Origin of the sequence: Bradyrhizobium sp. HKCCYLRH3061 (assembly GCF_051168015.1) — a bacterium.
Lineage (GTDB): Bacteria > Pseudomonadota > Alphaproteobacteria > Rhizobiales > Xanthobacteraceae > Bradyrhizobium.
In genome coordinates, this window is sequence record NZ_JBNPUE010000014.1 from 1 (window position 1) to 19,091 (window position 19,091).

15 protein-coding genes are annotated in these 19,091 nt (G+C 65.9%); 7 read left to right on the forward strand and 8 right to left on the reverse strand.

Features of this window, described 5'->3' with window-relative positions; all coding sequences use genetic code 11:
• Positions 1 to 1,251: 1,251 nt before the first annotated feature.
• From ACQR2C_RS21880 to ACQR2C_RS21900, 5 genes are all read left to right on the forward strand, one after another.
• The gene (locus ACQR2C_RS21880; protein WP_434882084.1) at positions 1,252 to 2,238 is read left to right on the forward strand and encodes an MBL fold metallo-hydrolase; all 987 of its coding nucleotides are present in this window, start codon (positions 1,252 to 1,254) and stop codon (positions 2,236 to 2,238) included.
• 129 nt (positions 2,239 to 2,367) lie between these two features.
• Positions 2,368 to 2,988, forward strand: a complete 621-nt coding sequence (locus ACQR2C_RS21885; protein WP_434882085.1) for a glutathione S-transferase family protein — start codon at positions 2,368 to 2,370, stop codon at positions 2,986 to 2,988.
• A 126-nt stretch (positions 2,989 to 3,114) separates the two neighbouring features.
• On the forward strand, positions 3,115 to 3,708 hold the full coding sequence (locus tag ACQR2C_RS21890) for a biliverdin-producing heme oxygenase (RefSeq protein ID WP_434882086.1): 594 nt from the start codon (positions 3,115 to 3,117) through the stop codon (positions 3,706 to 3,708).
• Positions 3,705 to 6,236: an HWE histidine kinase domain-containing protein gene (locus ACQR2C_RS21895; protein ID WP_434882087.1), complete on the forward strand. Its 2,532-nt coding sequence runs from the start codon at positions 3,705 to 3,707 to the stop codon at positions 6,234 to 6,236. Before ACQR2C_RS21890 ends, ACQR2C_RS21895 begins: the two co-directional genes overlap by 4 nt.
• A gap of 319 nt (positions 6,237 to 6,555) precedes the next feature.
• The gene (locus ACQR2C_RS21900; RefSeq protein ID WP_434882088.1) at positions 6,556 to 7,569 is read left to right on the forward strand and encodes a hypothetical protein; all 1,014 of its coding nucleotides are present in this window, start codon (positions 6,556 to 6,558) and stop codon (positions 7,567 to 7,569) included.
• A 3-nt stretch (positions 7,570 to 7,572) separates the two neighbouring features.
• On the opposite strand, the gene ACQR2C_RS21905 is transcribed toward ACQR2C_RS21900, so the two are convergent.
• Both ACQR2C_RS21905 and ACQR2C_RS21910 read right to left on the reverse strand, forming a co-directional pair.
• Positions 7,573 to 8,706 (reverse strand): site-specific DNA-methyltransferase, encoded by a 1,134-nt coding sequence (locus ACQR2C_RS21905; RefSeq protein ID WP_316178181.1) that lies wholly within the window; start codon positions 8,704 to 8,706, stop codon positions 7,573 to 7,575.
• A 92-nt stretch (positions 8,707 to 8,798) separates the two neighbouring features.
• Positions 8,799 to 8,960 carry a hypothetical protein gene (locus tag ACQR2C_RS21910; RefSeq protein ID WP_434882089.1) on the reverse strand — a complete coding sequence of 54 codons (162 nt, stop codon included), beginning with the start codon at positions 8,958 to 8,960 and terminating at the stop codon, positions 8,799 to 8,801.
• A gap of 131 nt (positions 8,961 to 9,091) precedes the next feature.
• Here ACQR2C_RS21910 and ypfJ point away from each other — a divergent pair, with 131 nt between their 5' ends.
• Together ypfJ and moaB are read left to right on the forward strand one after the other, a co-directional pair.
• A complete protein-coding gene (gene ypfJ, locus ACQR2C_RS21915; RefSeq protein ID WP_316178183.1) occupies positions 9,092 to 10,012 on the forward strand; it encodes a KPN_02809 family neutral zinc metallopeptidase in 921 nt (306 codons plus the stop codon).
• A gap of 11 nt (positions 10,013 to 10,023) precedes the next feature.
• Positions 10,024 to 10,584 carry a molybdenum cofactor biosynthesis protein B gene (gene moaB / locus ACQR2C_RS21920; RefSeq protein WP_316178184.1) on the forward strand — a complete coding sequence of 187 codons (561 nt, stop codon included), beginning with the start codon at positions 10,024 to 10,026 and terminating at the stop codon, positions 10,582 to 10,584.
• Between the two features lie 40 nt (positions 10,585 to 10,624).
• Here moaB and ACQR2C_RS21925 read toward each other — a convergent pair whose 3' ends face one another.
• From ACQR2C_RS21925 to ACQR2C_RS21950, 6 genes are all read right to left on the reverse strand, one after another.
• Positions 10,625 to 11,038: a hypothetical protein gene (locus ACQR2C_RS21925; protein WP_316178186.1), complete on the reverse strand. Its 414-nt coding sequence runs from the start codon at positions 11,036 to 11,038 to the stop codon at positions 10,625 to 10,627.
• 133 nt (positions 11,039 to 11,171) lie between these two features.
• A complete protein-coding gene (locus ACQR2C_RS21930; protein WP_316217310.1) occupies positions 11,172 to 12,101 on the reverse strand; it encodes a bifunctional helix-turn-helix transcriptional regulator/GNAT family N-acetyltransferase in 930 nt (309 codons plus the stop codon).
• A gap of 65 nt (positions 12,102 to 12,166) precedes the next feature.
• A complete protein-coding gene (locus ACQR2C_RS21935; RefSeq protein WP_315802821.1) occupies positions 12,167 to 12,739 on the reverse strand; it encodes a glycosyl transferase in 573 nt (190 codons plus the stop codon).
• A 128-nt stretch (positions 12,740 to 12,867) separates the two neighbouring features.
• Entirely contained in the window at positions 12,868 to 14,472 is a 1,605-nt protein-coding gene (locus ACQR2C_RS21940) for a PEP/pyruvate-binding domain-containing protein (RefSeq protein WP_434882090.1), read from the reverse strand.
• 8 nt (positions 14,473 to 14,480) lie between these two features.
• Positions 14,481 to 16,406: a hypothetical protein gene (locus tag ACQR2C_RS21945; RefSeq protein ID WP_434882170.1), complete on the reverse strand. Its 1,926-nt coding sequence runs from the start codon at positions 16,404 to 16,406 to the stop codon at positions 14,481 to 14,483.
• A 106-nt stretch (positions 16,407 to 16,512) separates the two neighbouring features.
• Entirely contained in the window at positions 16,513 to 18,930 is a 2,418-nt protein-coding gene (locus tag ACQR2C_RS21950) for a phosphoketolase family protein (protein ID WP_434882091.1), read from the reverse strand.
• Positions 18,931 to 19,091 lie beyond the last annotated feature (161 nt).

Consider the following 19,091-nt stretch of genomic DNA (forward strand, 5'->3'; position numbering starts at 1 on the left):
CCCTCTTGCTGCCACAGGTCATCCTCGGAATGCCTGTCACTGAGATTATCGTGTCTCACTTGAGGGGTGCAGTCCACTGCATAAAACCTGCTCCGACGAGCGGGAGGCGACGAGGCAACTGCAGCGGGCCAACCCTGGCAGTCATCCAGATGCAAGTTCCGTTTTTCAGAATTTCTCTTGACTTCACCCCCAAATCAGGTGTCTTATCAGCCCCGTTCCGTCCCGGCAGGAGGGGCGTACGCGTCGTCACGACACGCGGGGCGGGATGCGGTGGCTGCGACGGCGTCGTCAGACGAACGACGTCGACCGGTCTCGTGCAGCGCTGTGTCGGCTTGCCGGCGTGGGGTGGGTGCGAGGTCTTTCGCGGACGTTGAAATCGTGTGGTCCCGGCATCCCGGTGCTGATGCCAAGCGGGCGGTGATGATGATCCGCCGGTGACGGGGGCAAGACAGCCGGTCCCCGGGGAGATCACGTATAAGACGGAAGCCCATCGCGCAGGGAATGCCGGATGACCGGCTGGACCTGTGGTGACTGCCGCCTGCTTTCTTTGTTGCAGGCGGGCCATGGGTTGCGGCCAGCACCCGGCATTCCCTGCGCCCTCCTCTTTGCGAGGGTCCTTCTCGGCAACAGCTCGGGCGCGTCGCGCCGCGAGACGGCGAGGTCGCGTCTGTCGTGTTTCGCCATCGATCGACAGGAACACTGCTTCTCAAGGGCAGGGGCGTGCCTGACTCGCATAGCCAGACATCCGATCCGCGCCGATGGACCCTGCGTCGCGTCGCCTGGAACGATCATTCTGCAAGCAACCGCCGATGCTGCGCCAAGTTTCGCGACTGCAGCGGTGAATCCTTTCGCTTGGCTTGTCTTTTACGTTGCGACTGCATTGCAGATGTAGATAATCTTAGATTGTGTTTGATGGTCGTGCTCTTCGAGCGCGCAGACCTGTTCCGAGCTGCTGCTCCTCACCCTGAGGAGCCCGCCGCAGGCGGGCGTCTCGAAGGGCGAGGCCACCCTGGGGCCTCATGGTTCTCCCGGCGATGCGTAGCATCGTCCGGAGACGGCGCTGCGCGCTTCCTCACCATGAGGGGTGAGCGCGGAAACCGGTGCTGCACATGACCATGAGCGGCGTGCTCATCGAGAACGGGCGTGCTGATCGAGAAGGGGAAAGCGTCGGCACCTTGTTGAAGTGACAACATCATGATCGGCAGCTCGGACCAACGCGAGCAAGGATAAGATCGATTTGGGGAGGCAAAGATGACAAAGCTAACAGGATTTTCACGTCGTTCGATGCTGGGCCTTGGCGCTGCGGCCGGGCTGTACGGTCTCACGAGTCCCGTCCTGGCCAAGGGGCCGTTCCTGAAAACGCAGGCGCCGACCTTCTTCCGCTTCAAGCTCGGCTCGGCCGAGGCCACCATCATCTCCGACGGCGTGCTGCCGCTCGGCGATCCCCATGCGGCGTTCCTCGGCATTTCTCCCGGTGATCTCGATGCGATGCTGACGAGCAACTTTCTGCCGACAGGCGCCGCGACCCTCGAGCAGAACATCCTGGTGCTCAACACGGGAGACAAGATCATCATCTTCGACAACGGCATGGGTGTCTCGAAGCTGTTCGGTGACACCACCGGCAAGATGCTGATGACCTTGAAGCAGGCGGGCATCGAGGCCAAGGACGTCGATGCGCTGGTCATGACGCATGCCCATATCGATCATTGCGGCGGCGTCATCGGCCCGGACGGCAAGCCGAGCTTCCCCAATGCCGAGCTGTTCATCTCCGAAGCCGACTTCACCTTCTGGACCGACGAGGCCAAGGTCGGCCCCAACTACAAGGCGTTCTACGAGCAGGCGGTGCGCAATCTCGTGCCTGTCAAGGACCGCATCACCTTCTTCAAGGACGGCCAGGAGTTCCTGCCGGGCGTCCAGGCGATGTTCACGCCGGGCCACACCGTCGGGCATACGATCTTCCTGATCCAGTCGGGCAAGGATCAGCTCGCCTATATCGGTGACATCTCCCATCATCCGGTGCTGCTGATCGAAAAGCCGCTGATCGAGTTCGCCTATGACACCGACCCGAAGCAGGCCGCCAAGACCCGCGTCCGCGTGCTCGACATGCTCGCCGCCAACCGGACGCGGATTCTCGGTTATCACTTCCCATGGCCGGGCATCGGGCACATCGGCAAGGCCGGTGACGGCTTCCGCTACTTCCCGACGGCGGTCCACACGATGGATGTGGCGCCGCTGTGACCTGAGGCCGCCTTGCCGTTTGCCCGACCGCCGGCGCATGCTGGCTGCGCAGACGTGTTCCCTCGACAGCGGGATGGACGGCCGATGCCGCCGCCGCTAGGTTCGCGTCTCGTCTTGTCAGGGATCACCATGCTCAAGCTCTATGTGGCGCCAGGCACCTGCGCGCTCGCTTCACACATCGCGCTGGCCGAGACCGGCGCCGACTACGTCGCCGAGAAGCTCAGCTTCAAGACCAACCAGCAGAACAGCCCGGACTATCTCGCGATCAATCCCAAGGGGCGCGTTCCGGCGCTGGTGACCGAGCAGGGGGTTCTGACCGAGACGCCGGCGATGCTCGCCTATATCGCGCAGCGCTTCCCGGAGGCTCGTCTTGCACCGCTCGACGATGTCTTCGCCTTCGCGGAGGTGCAGTCGTTCACCAGCTATCTCTGCTCGACGGTCCACATCGCCCACGCGCACAAGATGCGCGGCTATCGCTGGGCCACCGAAGAATCCTCCTTCGCCGACATGAAGAAGAAGGTGCCGGAGACGATGGGCGCCTGCTTCGCGCTGATCGAGCAGAAGATGCTGCGCGGTCCCTGGGTGATGGGCGAGCAGTACACGATCTGCGATCCCTATCTGTTCACGATCGCGCAATGGCTCGAGGGCGACGGCGTCGACATCAACGCCTTCCCGAAGGTCGCCGCTCATTTCAAGCGCATGGCTGAACGGCCGGCGGTGAAGAAGGCGCTCGCCGAGGTCTCGGCCTGAGGAATGCCAAGGCCCCCGGGGATGCCAGAAAAAACGTCGCTTGGAGCGGGAACTCACCCGTTCCAGTGACGTTGCATGAGGCCGTGGCGCGCCGTGCGGCCCCATCTCCTTTTTCTGAGCCCCTTGATGTCGCTGGCTGCCATTTCCGATGATCCAATTCCCGCTGACGGCACCGAGGGCATTCGCGACAGATTGAAGGCCGCCACGTCGGCGGCTCATCATGCCCTCGACGAGCGCCTCAGCCGCTTCGACCTGACCACAACGGCGCATTATCGCCGCTTCCTGCAGGCGAGCGCGGCCGTGCTGTTGCCGCTGGAACAGATGCTCGACCGTGCCGGCGCCGACGCGATGCTCGGCGACTGGACCCGGCGGCGGCGCGCGGAGGCGATCCGCGCCGATCTTGCCGATCTCAACGGCCGTATCGTTCCCATGGAGCTGCCGGCGCGGCCGCTCGATCGTGCCTTCGTCTTCGGCACGCTCTATGTCCTGGAAGGCTCGCGTCTCGGGGCGGCCTATCTGCTGCGCATCGTCGCGGCTTCGGCCGACCCCCGCGTGCGACGGGCAACGCGCTATCTGCGTCACGGCGCGGGGCAGGGGCTGTGGCGCAGCTTCCTGTCACAGCTTGCGGAAGAGCCGCTTCCTCCCGGCGACGATGTCAGAGTGATCATGAGTGCACGCGAAGCGTTCGCGATGTTTGCGAAGGCGATGGCAGCAGCATGAACGAGCCGGTCAACCTCACCAATTGCGATCGCGAGCCGATCCATGTTCCCGGGACGGTTCAGCCGTTCGGATTCCTGCTGGCGCTGGTGTCGGACTTCACCATATGCATGGCCTCGGAGAACGCGCCGGACTTTCTCGGCGGCGACCTCGGATGGCTGCTGCAGCAGCCGCTCGACGCCGTGCTCTCGGAGGCGGCCGCGGCCGCGATCCGTGCCAGGGTCGACTATCTCAGCGGCCCGGATGCGGTCGAGCGCGTGTTCGGCGTCGATCTGCAGGGTCGTGGCAAGCTTTTCGACCTCGCCATCCACTTTTCCGGTGCGTATCTCGTCGTCGAGGCCGAGCCCAGTCTGATCGAGCCCGGCGTCAATTCCGGCGAACTGGTGCGGCTGATGCTCGGCCGCATCCGCAAGACGACGGGGATGATGGATCTGGCGCAGGAGGCGGCGCGCCAGCTCAAGCTGTTGACCGGCTTCGATCGGGTGATGGTGTATCGGTTTCATCCCGACGGCTCGGGCGAGGTGATCGCCGAGGTCGCGGGCACCGGCCTGGAGCCGTTCCTCGGGCTGCATTATCCGGCCTCGGACATTCCCAAGCAGGCGCGGCAGCTCTATCAGCGCAACTGGCTCCGGATCATCGCCGACATCAACGCCGCGCCTGCGCCGCTGCAGTCGACGCCTACGCACAATGCCGGACTGCTCGACCTGTCGATGAGCGTGCTGCGCGCGGTCTCGCCCATTCACATCGAGTATCTCCGCAACATGGGCGTCGCCGCGTCGATGTCGGTCTCGATTCTGCGCGAAGGCAAGCTGTGGGGCCTGTTCGCCTGCCATCACTATGCGCCGCATCATCTGTCGTTCGAGAAGCGTACCGCGGCCGAGCTGTTCGGCCAGATGTACTCCTGGCTGCTCGAGGCGCGCGAGCGCGAGACCGACGTCGCCTATGAGGCGCGTGCGCATCAGATCCAGGAACGGCTGATCGAGCGCGCGGCTGCGCAGGCGCACAGCAAGCGCGCGATCCTCGACCTTGTCGCCGACTATCGGCAGATGATCGAGTGCGACGGCATCGCCGTGTGGTCCGACGACGAGATCACGCTCGAGGGCGAGACGCCGACCGAAGAGGAGGTGCAGGACCTCATCGGCTTCATCAACCGGACCTCCCCCGGCCGCATCTGCGCCAGCGCCGAGATTGCCAAGGTGTACGCGGCCGGCGAGGTATTCCGCGATCGCGCCGCCGGCTTCCTCGCCGTCCCGATCTCGCGCACGCCGCGCGACTGCCTGATCTTCTTCCGCCGCGAGGTGTTGCGCTCGGTCAACTGGGCGGGCGATCCGAACAAGACCTATGCCGAGGGGCCGCTCGGGCCGCGCCTGACGCCGCGCAAGAGCTTCGAGCTGTGGCAGCAGACGGTGGCCGGCCAGTCGAAGCCATGGTCTTCGGCGGACCTGCGCATCGCCGAGGGCCTGCGCATCACTCTGCTTGAAGTGATTCTGCAGCTTTCGGAGCTCGCCGCGCGCGAGCGCCGCGGCGCACAGGAGCGGCAGGAGCTGATGATCGCGGAGCTGAATCACCGCGTCCGCAACATCCTCAGCCTCGTGCGCGGCCTGGTCGCGCACAGCAAGGAGACCTCGAGCTCGGTCGAGGAGTTCGCTTCCGTGCTCGGCGGTCGCATCCAGTCGCTGGCGCGCGCCCACGACCAGATCACCAATCTCAATTGGGCGCCGGTCGCGTTGCGCGCACTGCTCGAATCGGAAGCGGGGGCCTATCTCGGTTCGCGGGCAGGGCGGGTGCTGATGGAAGGGCCGGATGTCGCGCTCGACCCCAAGGCGTTCGCAACGCTCGCGCTCGTCGTGCACGAGATGATGACCAACTCGGCGAAATACGGCGCGCTGGCCGACTCCACCGGACAGGTGCAGGTGATCTGGCGGCTCGATCCCGGCTCGAGCCTGGTCATCGACTGGAAGGAGAGCGGCGGCCCGCCTGTGCAGCCGCCGTCGCGGCGCGGCTTCGGCACCACCATCATCGAGCGTTCGGTGCCGTTCGACCTCAAGGGCGACGCCGAGATCCGCTTCGACCTGCTCGGCGTGCAGGCGCGTTTCGTGATCCCTGCCAATTTCGTCCAGATGGTGCCGGCGATGACAGGCGCTCCCTCCCGTCATCAGTTCAAGGAAGAGGACACGCCGCGGCTGTCCGGTACGGTGCTGATCGTCGAGGACAATCTGATCATCGCGATGGGCGCCGAAGTGATTCTGCTCGAGCTGGGTGCGCGGCACATCGACACCGCGGCCTCCGTCAATCAGGCGTTGAAGTCGATCGAGCGCGCGGTGCCGAGCTTCGCGCTGCTCGACATCAACCTTGGCGCGGAGAGCAGCCTGCCGGTCGGGCACCGGTTGAAGGAACTCGGCGTGCCCTTCATGTTCGCGACCGGCTATGGCGAGCGTGCGCCGATTCCGGCGGAGCTGTCCGACATGCCGGTGATTCAGAAGCCGTACACGCGCGAAGTCGTCGAGAAGGCATTGATGAAGATCAAATGAGTCGCACGCGCATCAAAGTCGGCTTTGCGCGTCGCGGTGATTGGCATTCATGATTGCAGTCTTGGGTTTTCTCACATCCGCGTGTTTGTCGTGAGCGACATAACGCACGATGGGAGACACAGCGTCGACTATTCCCACTGTTGCTGCGACAAAACAGCCCGAAAATATTAGAACGCATCCAAAGGACACCGCTGTTCTAACATTGTTTCGACAAATGGAACCTCCGCAGCCTTATTCCGAACGAAGTCATCGCCGAAACGGCGCAACGGGGGCGCGTTGAATCGTCGGAGGTCTGATGACGAATCGAACGACGAGTTTGTTGCCGTGCGTTGCTATCGCCGTGCTGGCGGGAGCGGCTGCGACGACAATCGAGTTTACACCGGCATCGGCTGCAGACGAATGCCTTGCAAAGCCTGCGGGGACGCCGGCGGGGAAGCACTGGTTCTATCGCATCGATCGCGCGACCAAGAAGCAGTGCTGGTATCTGCGCGACGACGATCGCGAAGCGAAGGGCGCGTCGCTGGTCACGCGCAAGCTCGCCTCGCAGAAGGAGCGGGCTCAGCTCTCGTCGACCGCGGCCAATGCACGTGCCGAGATCCAATCGTCGTCCAAGGACGCCGCCGATGAGGTGAAGGTCGCGTCCTCGACGCCGACCGCTGCGGCGTCTGTGCCGGCGACGTCTGCGTTTCCGTCGGTTGCTGCATTTCCTGCCGCGCCTGCACCGGTCGCCGCGCCGGCGCCCGTCGCGTCAGCGTCGGCGGGTGCGCCCGACCCGGTCGGCGCGGCTGTGAACGAATCTGCTGTTGCGACGCGTTGGCCCGACCAGTCCGGCACGCTGCAGGCAGCGGCGGAGCCCGGCGCGCCGCGCGCATCCTCCTACACGCTCGCTGCCGCCAGCGACACCAGCGCCGCGGAAGCGGCAGCTCCCGCGACGCCGGCGCTGGCCGCTGCGGATGCGTCGCCGGCCGTGACGATCGGCATGTCCGGGGACGATGCGTCCAAGACGCGGATGTTCGCTTTCCTCGGCGCAGTCGCGATTGCGGGCTTCTCGATCAGCGTGCTGTTTGCGCGCGCCCGGGGCAGGCGGCAGCTCCGCATCGAGCCGGCGGCCGCCCGGCGCGTCACGCGTTGGCCGGCGGAGCCTGAGCTCGATCGCATGCAGCTGCCGCCGGTGGACAGCTACTATCCGGCCCTGGCGGGACGCAGGGGTAAATCGTCGCAGTCGACTGCGCAGGTCTCGGTCGTGCCGCGCGACGACGCTCGCTACGATGAGCAGTACGAGGTCGAAGACCTGCTGGCGCGTTATTCCGGACAGGAACGCCGGAATTCGTGAGCGTCAGGCGACGGACATCTCGGAGCGAATCTCGGCGCGCAATTCGTCGATCAGCCTGAGGCCGCCCTTCGTCTCGACATGCCAGAAGGTCCAGCCGTTGCAGGCCGGCAGACCTTGTGCCACCGCGCCGATGCGGTGGATCGAACCGACCTTGTCGCCCAGCATGATGGCCCCATCGGCGCGCACCAGCGCGCCGTGGCGGCGCTTGGAGTCGACGAGCTTGGTGCCGGGCGCGATCATGCCGCGTTCGATCAGCTCCGAGAAGGCGACGCGCGGCGCTTCGCGCGCCGTCATGAATGGTGCGAGCGTGGCCTCCGGCAGCGGCTCGACCGCGGCGATGCGCCGCTCTGCTGCCTTCGCATAGACCTTGTCGCGCTCGAAGCCGATATAGCGGCGGCCGAGGCGTTTTGCCACGGCCCCGGTCGTGCCGGTGCCGTTGAACGGATCGATCACGAGATCGCCGGGCTTCGATGACGACAGCAGCACCCGCGCCAGCAGGCCCTCGGGCTTCTGCGTCGGATGAACCTTCTTGCCGTCGCCGTCCTTCAGCCGCTCCTCGCCGGTGCACAACGGAATCAGCCAGTCCGAGCGCGCCTGAACGTCCTCGTTGGCGGCCTTCAGCACTTCGTAGTTGAACGTGTAGCCCTTCGCCTTCTCGTCACGCGCGGCCCAGATCATGGTCTCGTGCGCGTTGGTGAAGCGGCGGCCGCGGAAGTTCGGCATCGGGTTGGACTTGCGCCAGACGATGTCGTTGAGGATCCAGAAGCCGAGATCCTGCATGATCGCGCCGACGCGGAAGATGTTGTGATAGGAGCCGATCACCCAGATCGTCGCGCTCGGCTTCATCGCGCGGCGCGCGGCGAGCAGCCAGGCGCGGGTGAAGTCGTCATAGGCGGCGAACGAGGAGAACTTGTCCCAATCGTCGTCGACGGCATCGACCTGCGATTCGTCGGGACGCTTGAGCTCGCCCTTGAGCTGCAGATTGTAGGGAGGATCCGCGAACACCAGGTCGACGGATGCGGCCTGCAGTTTCGACATCTCGGCGACGCAGTCGCCGACGATGATTCGTTGCTCTTCAAGCGGCTGAAATTTAGTGCGGGGCGCCTTTGCAGACGCCCCGCGACGCGACTCTACCATGACTCAAGAACTCTGACTCAGGCGACGCTGTCGGCGACGCGGGACCTAACAACCGACTGCCCACACATTGACGTGGCAAAGTAAAAATGGACTTAATCGGGAAAATTTTTCGCATCGATGCGCACGCGTTCATCACGCGCACCGACGATGATGAGCCGTTCGTCGATGCGCGATGATCTCTGCGCAACGTGGCGATTGCGATGGGCTTTTTCGCTTCGCGCGCACGCGCCGCCCGGCGAGGGGAGGTTGCACATGCCGGATTTTTCGGCTCGCGCTAGGCAAAATTTGCCGGCCGGGTTATTGATTAACACAGTGGAAATTTTACCTGTTTGCCGCGTTAGGCATTTCGCGCAGAGCCGCGCAAGGACAGTGAGGAAAGGCCGCCATGCGTTACGATGATTTCCGTCGCAGCGACGACATCGACGACCGTCGCGATGAAGGCGGCGGGATGGGCGGCGGTATGGGTCTGCCGATCGGCGGCGGCGGGCTCGGCATCGGCACCATCATCGTGCTCGGCCTGATCGGCTACGCCTTCGGAATCGACCCGCGTATCCTGATCGGCGGCGCCGAGATGATCACCCATGGCGGCGCACCGATGGAGCAGGCCGACCGGCGGTCGCCCGGCAAGACCGGCGCGCCGAAGGACGAGATGGGCGACATGATCTCCGGTGTGCTCGGCGAGATCGACGACCGCTGGAGCGAGATCTTCCAGGCCAGCGGCCAGAATTATACCGGGCCCAAGATCGTGCTGTTTCGCAACAGCACCAATGGCGGCCGCTGCGGCATGGCGCAGTCGGCGATGGGGCCGTTCTACTGTCCGCCGGACCGGCAGATCTTCCTCGACACCAACTTCTTCCGCGAGGTCGAGACGCGCTTCCGGGGCTGCTCGGGCAGCGCCTGCAAGTTCACCGCGGCCTACATCATTGCCCACGAGGCGGGACACCACGTCCAGAACCTGCTCGGCATCCTGCCGCGCGTCACGCGGATGCAGCAGCAGTCGGACAACAAGGCCGAAGCCAACGCGCTGCAGGTCAAGGTCGAGCTGCAGGCCGACTGCCTGTCCGGGGTGTGGGTCAATCGTGAGGCCAAGAAGCGTCCGGGCTTCCTCGAGGATGGCGACATCGACGCCGCGCTGACGACGGCCTCGGCGATCGGCGACGACACCCTGCAGCGGAAGGCGACCGGACGGGTGGTGCCGGATTCGTTCACCCATGGCTCTGCCGCGCAGCGCAAGCGCTGGTTCATGGTCGGCTATCAGCAGGGCACGGTGCAGGCCTGCAATACGTTCAGCGCCGGTTCGCTGTAGGAGACGCGCTCATGGCGATCGACGAGAGCAAGAGCTTCATTCCCCTCAACATCGCCGTGCTGACGGTGTCGGACACGCGTTCGCTCGCCGACGACAAGTCGGGCACCACCTTGAGCGACCGCCTGACCGCCGCCGGCCACAAGCTCGCGGCGCGCGAGATCGTCACCGACGATGTCGAGAAGATTCGCGCGGTGGTGAAGTCGTGGATCGCCGACCCCGGCGTCGACGTCGTCATCACCACCGGCGGCACCGGCTTCACCGGCCGTGACGTCACGCCGGAAGCGATCGAGCCCCTGTTCGAGAAGCGCATGGACGGCTTCTCGATCGCCTTCCACATGCTGAGCCACGCCAAGATCGGGACGTCGACGATCCAGAGCCGGGCCACGGCCGGCGTCGCCGGGGCGACCTACATCTTCTGCCTGCCGGGATCACCGGGCGCCTGCCGTGACGGCTGGGACGGCATCCTCGCCGCCCAGTTCGACTATCGCACGCGACCCTGCAACTTCGTCGAGATCATGCCGCGGCTCGACGAGCATCTGCGCCGGCCCAAGGCGCAGGGCGCGACGGCGTAGGGCCACGGCGCAATGCCGTATCGCGCGTTGATCGCGCGTCTCACTTCGTTGGTACGATATCGAAAGCGCCGCCGCCTTCGATCGCCGCGCCGATGAGGCCGCCCATCATGCTGGCCGCGAAATTCTGGCCGCGCGGCCCCACGACCATCCGGTAGGTCTTGCCGGGCACGGCGGTGAAACGAATGTTCGACGAGCCCGGCGAGGACCATGTCGATACGGTGATCGTGGTGGCGCCCGGCGCAATCGGGCCGCTATAGCTCTCGCCGCGGCCAAGGCTCGCCACCTTGGCGCCATTGATCTCGATCGCCGCCGGCGCCGCCAGATAGAGGAAGTCCGTCGTGCGCGTAATCGCGACCGTTGCGCGCCCTTTGGGTGCGGCGTGAGCCGCCGTCCCGGCCTCGACCCCAAACAAGCCTGCCAGCGCGACAAGCGCCGCAAGCTTCGAACGCACCATCGATTGCATCACTGCCGATACCCGCCCCGGTTTGGCGCGATACTACCGGCGCGCCGGAACTTCGCAATCGGCATGCGCAGCCTGTTGTGGAGGTGATCTCGGCCTACCGGCGGTTGTTGTGCTAGCCGCGCGGCTACAGCTCCAGCCGCCATGTCTCGCCGGTCAGCGGGACGCCGAACATGGCGTGCGGCTCCTCGGCGATCTTGCGAAACCCGGCGCGGGCATAGATGTCGCGTGCGGCGGTGAGGATGCTCTGCGTCCACAGCTCGATCGTCCTGTAGTTCTTCTCGCGCGCGAAGCGGATGCATTGTTCGGTCAGAGCCCGGCCGACGCCGAGCCCGCGTGCCTTCTTCTCGACCAGCAGCAGCCGCAGCTTGGCGACCTCGCCGCTGCCCTTGACCAGGAAGATCGAGCCGACCGGCTCGCCCGCGAGCTCGGCGATCCAGCAGTGCTCGCGCGCCGGATCGTAGCTCCTGATGAACTGTGCGCCGATCTCGGCGACCAGCGCCTCGAACGAGACGTCCCAGCCATATTCCTCGGCGTAGACGGCGCCATGCCGTGAAACCACCCAGCCGATGTCGCCCGGACGATGGCTGCGCAGCAGGACCGGGGAGCGGCCCGGCTGCTGCGGCTCCAGGGCGGTCGCGATCGTCGTCATTGCACCGACCAGCCGGTCGCGCACGGAGGGCGCCAGCGGCGCCAGCATGGCCGCGATCTCCTTCTGCGAGCTGCGGTCAAGCTTGGCATAGGCCTGCCGTCCCTTCGCGGTCAGGCCGAGCTGCTGCTGCCTGCGGTCGGTTGGCAAAGGCGTGCGGGTGATCAGCCCCTGCTCGTCGAAGCTCTGGACGATGCGGCTGAGATAGCCGGCATCGAGGCCGAGCGAGAGACCGATCTCCTTGGCCGAGATGGCCTCGTACTGTGCGAGCTCATAGAGCACACGCGCCTCGGCCAGCGAAAACGGACTGTCGAGCAGATGCTGGTCCAGTGCGCCGAGCTTCCTGGTGTAGAAGCGGTTGAACGCGCGGATGGCGGCGACTTGGCCGTCGGCTGGGGTGGAATTCATGGGGGCGCCTCCAATATTTGCCATTGTCAACCAATTGGTTGACAATGGCAAGTATGGTCGTGCCGCTACACCATCACGATCCGGCTGCGCAGCATCGTCCGCGAGGACCGGCCGAGCTGACGCAGCAGCCGCGTCTCGGCGCGCTTGTGGTCGGGCTTGTATCCACCGAGCTGCCGGTAGTGATCCCTGGCGATCAGCAGGCCCTGATCGCCGAGCGGTCCGACCAGGACCCGCGCAACCGCGCGCAGCCGGTCGCGCAGGCTGATGGCGGCATAGGGAGACCGGGCATAACGGAAGACGCCGGCGCGCGGCCGGCCAGCGGCGGCGACGCTCTGGACGAACTGCATGGTTTCGTCGATCCAGCCGGGATCGAGCATCGCGCCGGCCGGCAGAAACATCAGCCAGGGCGCACGCGCTTTCGCCGCCCCTGCCGCGAGGGCAGCGGCCTGGGAGCCCTCGAACTTCATGAAGTGGCAGCCGGCAACGTCGGCGACACGTTCGATCACGCTGGAATCGGGCGAGCGATCGACCAGCAGCACCTCGGTGACGACACCGGCCGCAGCGCCGGGCACCAGCGCCGACAGGGTGGCCACGGCGGTCTGCTCGACACCTTCGGTCGGGATGATCACGCTCAGCATGAACCTGGCATCGTTATCTGTCGCGCCTCCGGCATGATTGTTATCATCTTGTCATAGCCAAATCAGCCCGCTGCGCTGCGGAATTTTGCAGCATGCCGGTTTGGCGGCACGGGGAGGAAAAGGGAGGGTCAGGCGGACAGCCGTTTGTCGGGCTGGGTCGCACCGCTGCGCCAGGCCGCGACCTCGGCCAGCTCGGCGTCGGGTCGAGTCGCCACGATCTCCAGCCGTCCGAGATAGAGGCAGCCTCGATCGCCGTCGATGGTCACCCAGTCGCCGCTTCCGACCGGCGTTCCGGCGAGTGTCGCGCAGCCGGCTTCGACACGCACCTCGAGCGCACGACAGCCGACGATGCAGGGCCGCCCGAGTTGGCGCGCGACCAGAGCGGCGTGGGCGGTGCGTGCGCCGACCGACGTCACGATGCCGGCTGCGACGGCGAAGCCCGCGACATCGGCGGTCGAGGTATCCGGGCGCATCAGGATGACCGGCTCGCCGCTGGCGGCCAGCCGCTTGGCGCCGTCCGCGTCGAAGGCGGCGCGCCCTGTGGCGATGCCGCCGGAGGCACCGATGCCTGTTGCGACCGGGGCGCCGGCCGCGACCAGCGACGTCTCGACCAGCCGCTCCAGATCGATGTCGGCCAGCCGCTCCAGGGCCTCATGAGGCGCGATGACCCGCTCGCGAACCAAATCCACCGCAAACCTCAACGCGGCGCGCGGCGTGCGCTTGGCGGCCCGGGTCTGGAGAATCCACAAATGGCCATCTTCAACGGTGAACTCGACGTCCTGCACGTCGCCGAATGCCTGTTCGAGCTGCCGCAGCACCGCACCGAGCTCATCCTGCAGAGCGGGAAGTGCGCGCGTGATCGCATCCTCGCTGTCCGGCATGCGGCGGCCGGAGACGACGTCCTCGCCCTGCGCATCGAGCACGAGGTCGATCATGGGCTGCCGCGCCCCGGTGGAGGGATCGCGCGAGAACGCGACACCCGCGCCCGAACCGAGACCGCCATTGCCGAACACCATCGTCTGCACGGTGACGGCTGTGCCGCGCAGGTCCTCCAGGTTCTGCAGCTTGCGATAGGTCTGCGCACGCTCGCTGCTCCACGAACCATAGACGGCACGCGCCGCGGCCATGAGCTGCGCTTCGGCATCCTCCAGCCAGCCATCGCTGCCGGTCTCGACCAGCGCCTGTTCGTCGGCCGCGAGCCGCGCAATGGCTTCGCTGTCCAGATCCCGGTCGTTGGCAACACCTTCGTGCGCAACCAGCTCGTCGCGCCGCGCCGCGAGCGTCCCGGCATCGAAGCCGAGCACGGTCTCGGAGAAGCTCTCGATGAAGCGCCGGCGACAGTCGAAGGCGAGGCGCGGCCGTCCGGTGCTGCGGATCAGGCCGCGCATGGCAGCCGAGGTGCAGCCGACATTGAGCACGGTGTCGAGCATGCCCGGCATGGATCGCGCAGCGCCGGAGCGGACGGATACAAGCAAGGGCCGGCGATGATCGCCGAAGACCCGGCCGGTCGTCTGTTCGAGAAACCGGATGCCCGCCCGCAGGCCGTCGCGCAGGCGCCGTTCGGCATCGGCCTGGTTCGCAATGATGTCGGCGCAGAGCTCGACGGGAAGCACGAAGGCCGGCGGCACGGGCAGTCCGAGCGTCGCCATGCGCGCCAGATTGGCGGCCTTGGCGCCGACGGTCTCGGCCGAGCATGGCTCGGTGTTCGTGCCGAAAATGCAAATGATGGACATGGCAGTTCCTAACCCGCGAGATCGATCATGATGTACTGGCGCAGCAGATGTCCGAAGCTCGCCAGGCGGTCGGTCGCACGCTCGATGGCGCGCGCCAGCTCCAGCCCGGACAGCGATGTCGCGACGTCGAAGCCCGCTGTGAACACGAGGGCGGTGATCGCGCGTTCCTGCGCATCGGCCGCGTGTTCGCTGTCCATGAGGCGCAGCACGGCGGCGAGCGCATCATCGGAATCCGCCCGCCGTCCTTCGGGCACCTCGGCAGCGGCGGCGAGGCCGCTCGCGGCCGCCTCGATCCCGCCAATGGCGACCTTGCAGAGCTCGGCCAAGGCCGCCGACAGCGTTGGCGGCATCGCAGCCGGCGCGAGCGAGGCGATGAACGCCGCCTGTTCGAGTTCGTCGACGGCCTCTTCGACCCGGTCGACCAGTTGCGCGATCAGCGGCTCGGCCTTGAGCCGCGTGATCTCCTCGCGGGCCTCGATCGCGATCCGGTCGGCCTTCTGTTCGATCCTGCTGGCGCGTGCGGCCAGCAGCTTGCGGTCGCCGGAAACACCGGACTGCAGCGCACTGAGATCGCGGTTCAGCGCGGCGGCGAGGTCGTGGGCCAGGCCGAGCTGGCGCATCACGATCGCGAGCAGCGCACCGTCGGCACGATCGAGATGCCGCACCAGATCGGCTTCGATCTGGTCGCGGACCAGCCGCACCGAGCGGCCGGCCTGCAGGCCCTCGGTCGCAGCACGCAACGCGGCCTTGAGAAATTCGACTGCAGCGGTGCGGCCCAGGGCGCGATCCAGACGTTCGCCGAAGCCGATACGATGGGGCGCCGCGTTCCGGACGGCCGCACCCAACAGTTCGTTGCCGCCGAGCTCGAGGAAGGCGCGGTGGCCGATCCGGTTGCGCGCCGCCCAGTCGAGAAGTCTGATCGCATCATCCTTGGACAGCCAGGTCCGCAGCAGTTTCCGGGCCTTGTTCCAGTCGATCAGGAACACCAGCGCGGCGCCGAGTGCCGTGAGGAAATCGTCGCGCGCTTGCGCGGTGTTGCCCTGGAATTGGCCGGTCACCAGGTAGAACGCGTTCTCGTCCGCGAGGTTCGTCCCGGTGTGACGGTCGAGACCGCTCCAGGTCGCCGCGAAACCATCGAACAGGCGAACGAAGAACTTCGCGCGGGCGAGGTGAACGTCGGTGTAGGTGACCGTGACCGTCAGACCTTGGACCGCGATCACCATGACATGCGCATCGGTGGTGCCGATGTCGTTCTGGATTAGGAGGCGTTCGCCGGCGCGGGTCGCCATCGTGTCCAGGCCGGGATGGTCGAACTTGAGTGCGCGCGTCGCGTTGAGCCCACGCATGAACGCGACGACAGCGGGCTTGTCGTCAGCGGCGAGCCCGTACACATGAGCTCCGTCGAGCGTGTCCTCGGCGCAGTCGGCGGCGATGCGGTTGAGCGCCTTGTGGAGATCCATCACCAGCCGGTGCAGGCTGTCCGCTTCTTCCTGGGCGCCAGTCAGACGCGCGACGCGCGTGAAATCGATTTCGTCGCCTATCGTCAGCAGGCCCGCGCGTTGCATCGTGCCGAGCCGGCGTTCGGCAGACTGGCCCTCGGAGCTTCGTCCGGCGTTGACCGCGCGGATCATCGCGCGCGTATCGTTTTCGATATCACCGATCAGCGCGGCGAGACCGGGAGCGGCAAGGCGTCCGGTCGCGGTGCGATGCGCGCCGCCGATCAGGCTCGCGAGATCAGCCGGTGCGATGCGCGCGGCGCGGCACTCGGTCGAGAGATCGGTCGGCCGCTGTTCCGGCGCCTGAGCGTGCTGGGCGGCGGCCTGCAGCGCGCTCATGCGCACCTTGACACGGTCGTTGGCAGCGAGACCGTCGGCAATCAGTGACGGCAGCAGGATGTCGGCTTCGCCGAGCTCCTTGATGATCTGGGATTTCATGACGGCATCGATCAGGTTTCCGATGCCGTCACCGTGCCTCAGCACCGCACGCAAGTCCTTGCGTTGGATCATTCATCGAACCGTCATATAAGGTGTGCGGGCGACGTCAGTCGCCTGCCTGTGTCGGCGTGGTGTCGCCGGTGCTGTTCGGCCAGACCCAGTCGCGGATCTCGGGCATGTCCTCGCCATGCGCCCGGATGTAGCGGGCATGCTCGATCAGTGCGTCGCGGAATTTCTGCTTCACATGGGCCGCCGACACACTGAGGCCGGGCACGCGCTCGATCGCCTCGATGGCGAGGTGGAAACGGTCGAGCTCGTTGAGCACGACCATGTCGAACGGAGTCGTCGTGGTGCCTTCCTCGATGAAGCCGCGCACGTGCATGCCGGCATGGTTGGTGCGGCTGTAGGTGAGACGATGGATGAGATACGGATAGCCGTGATAGGCGAAGATCACCGGCTTGTCGGTCGTGAACAGGCTGTCGAAGTCGCGGTCGCTGAGGCCGTGCGGATGGTCCTGCTTCGGCTGCAGGGTCATGAGGTCAACGACGTTGACGACGCGGATCTTGAGGTCGGGCAATTCCTTGCGCAGCAGATCGACGGCAGCGAGCGTTTCCAAAGTCGGGACGTCTCCGGCGCAGGCCATCACCACGTCGGGCTCCTCGTCGGCGGGCTCGGTGCCGGCCCACGACCAGATGCCGATGCCGGCGTCGCAATGGATGGCCGCATCTTGCATCGACAGCCATTGCGGCGCAGGCTGCTTGCCGGCGACGATGACGTTGATGCGGTCATAGGTGCGCATGCAGTGGTCGGCGATCCACAGCAGCGTGTTGGCGTCCGGCGGGAAGTAGATGCGGACGATGTCCGCCTTCTTGTTGGCGACGAGGTCGACGAAGCCCGGATCCTGGTGGCTGAAGCCGTTATGGTCCTGCCGCCAGACATGCGAGGTCAGGAGATAGTTCAGCGACGCGACCGGGCGCCGCCACGGCAGCTCGCGTGACACTTTCAGCCATTTGGCGTGCTGGTTGAACATCGAATCGACGATGTGGATGAACGCCTCGTAGCAGGAGAACAGGCCGTGGCGGCCGGTGAGCAGATAGCCTTCCAGCCAGCCCTGGCAGAGGTGCTCGCTCAGCACCTCCATGACGCGGCCGTCATGGGCGAGGTGGACGTCGTAGGGCTCGATGCCCTCCATCCACACCCGCTCGGTGACCTCGAACACGGCATCGAGCCGGTTCGAGGCGGTTTCGTCCGGGCCCATGATGCGGAAGTTGCGTGTCTCTGCATTCAGCGTGATCACGTCGCGCAGGAACTTGCCGAGTTCGCGCGTGGCTTCAGCGATGGTCTGGCCCGGAGAGGACACGTCGACCGCAAAATGCTGGTAGTTTGGGAGCTTGAGCTCACGCTTGAGTAAGCCGCCATTGGCGTGCGGGTTGGCGCCCATGCGCCGCGCGCCCTTCGGCGCCAGCGCCTGCAGCTCCGGCATCAGCCGGCCCTGCGCGTCGAACAATGTGTCCGGCTCGTAGCTCTTCAGCCAGGCTTCGAGCAGCGCGAGATGCTCCGGCTTGCCGCGCGGATTGGCGATCGGCACCTGGTGGGCACGCCAGAAACCTTCGACCTTGAGTCCGTCGACCTCCTTCGGGCCCGTCCAGCCCTTCGGGCTGCGCAGCACGATCATCGGCCAGCGCGGCCGTTGGATCGTTGCATCCGGCTGACGCGCATTCTGCTGGATCGAGCGGATGCTTGCGAGCGCGACATCGAGCGCGTCCGCCATCTGCCGATGCATCGCCCTGGGCTCGGCGCCTTCGACGAACAGCGGCTCATAACCGTAACCTTCGAACAGGCATTTGAGCTCGGCGTCGCCCATGCGGCCGAGCACGGTGGGATTGGCGATCTTGTAGCCGTTGAGATGCAGGATCGGCAGCACCGCGCCGTCATGGGCCGGGTTCAGGAACTTGTTCGAATGCCAGGACGCGGCGAGCGGGCCGGTCTCGGCCTCGCCGTCGCCGACCACGCAGGCCACGATCAGATCGGGATTATCGAACGCCGCGCCATAGGCGTGCACCAGCGCGTAGCCGAGCTCGCCGCCTTCATGGATCGAGCCCGGCGTTTCCGGCGCCGCATGGCTCGGAATGCCGCCAGGGAAGGAGAACTGCCGGAACAGCTTGCGCAGGCCATCTGCATCGCCCGTGATATCCGGATAGATCTCGCTGTATGTGCCTTCGAGATAGGTGTTTGCGACCATGCCCGGACCGCCATGGCCGGGACCGCAGATATAGATGACGCTGAGATCCTGGGCCTGGATGGCGCGATTGAGATGGGCGTAGATGAAATTCAGTCCGGGCGTCGTCCCCCAGTGGCCGAGCAGGCGCGGCTTGACGTGCTCCGCTTTCAGCGGCTCGCGCAGCAGCGGGTTGTCGAGCAGATAGATCTGCCCGACCGAGAGATAATTGGCCGCACGCCAGTAGCGGTCGAGCAGGTCGAGATCATCGGCCGGGATCGTCTGGTGGGAAGACGTGATGTTCATGTAACCTCGCTTGCCGTCCGCTTCGCGCCCGCGGGAGAGTGCATTAGAGTAATGCCGCACCGTCCCGTTCCAGTGCGCTGCGAGGATAGAACGGGAATGTGATGGTTGGCCTTGCGCCGGCTCAGAACCACCACGCAGATGTTCTCTTTTGTTCTTGTAAT

What these genes read in the sequence shown, in the direction of transcription:
- ACQR2C_RS21880 (WP_434882084.1), top strand. Translation starts at nt 1,252, where the DNA reads ATGACAAAGCTAACAGGATTTTCACGTCGTTCGATGCTGGGCCTTGGC.
- ACQR2C_RS21885 (WP_434882085.1), top strand. Translation starts at nt 2,368, where the DNA reads ATGCTCAAGCTCTATGTGGCGCCAGGCACCTGCGCGCTCGCTTCACAC.
- ACQR2C_RS21890 (WP_434882086.1), top strand. Translation starts at nt 3,115, where the DNA reads ATGTCGCTGGCTGCCATTTCCGATGATCCAATTCCCGCTGACGGCACC.
- ACQR2C_RS21895 (WP_434882087.1), top strand. Translation starts at nt 3,705, where the DNA reads ATGAACGAGCCGGTCAACCTCACCAATTGCGATCGCGAGCCGATCCAT.
- ACQR2C_RS21905 (WP_316178181.1), bottom strand. Translation starts at nt 8,706, where the DNA reads ATGGTAGAGTCGCGTCGCGGGGCGTCTGCAAAGGCGCCCCGCACTAAA.
- ACQR2C_RS21910 (WP_434882089.1), bottom strand. Translation starts at nt 8,960, where the DNA reads ATGTGCAACCTCCCCTCGCCGGGCGGCGCGTGCGCGCGAAGCGAAAAA.
- ypfJ (WP_316178183.1), top strand. Translation starts at nt 9,092, where the DNA reads ATGCGTTACGATGATTTCCGTCGCAGCGACGACATCGACGACCGTCGC.
- moaB (WP_316178184.1), top strand. Translation starts at nt 10,024, where the DNA reads ATGGCGATCGACGAGAGCAAGAGCTTCATTCCCCTCAACATCGCCGTG.
- ACQR2C_RS21925 (WP_316178186.1), bottom strand. Translation starts at nt 11,038, where the DNA reads ATGGTGCGTTCGAAGCTTGCGGCGCTTGTCGCGCTGGCAGGCTTGTTT.
- ACQR2C_RS21930 (WP_316217310.1), bottom strand. Translation starts at nt 12,101, where the DNA reads ATGAATTCCACCCCAGCCGACGGCCAAGTCGCCGCCATCCGCGCGTTC.
- ACQR2C_RS21935 (WP_315802821.1), bottom strand. Translation starts at nt 12,739, where the DNA reads ATGCTGAGCGTGATCATCCCGACCGAAGGTGTCGAGCAGACCGCCGTG.
- ACQR2C_RS21940 (WP_434882090.1), bottom strand. Translation starts at nt 14,472, where the DNA reads ATGTCCATCATTTGCATTTTCGGCACGAACACCGAGCCATGCTCGGCC.
- ACQR2C_RS21945 (WP_434882170.1), bottom strand. Translation starts at nt 16,406, where the DNA reads ATGAAATCCCAGATCATCAAGGAGCTCGGCGAAGCCGACATCCTGCTG.
- ACQR2C_RS21950 (WP_434882091.1), bottom strand. Translation starts at nt 18,930, where the DNA reads ATGAACATCACGTCTTCCCACCAGACGATCCCGGCCGATGATCTCGAC.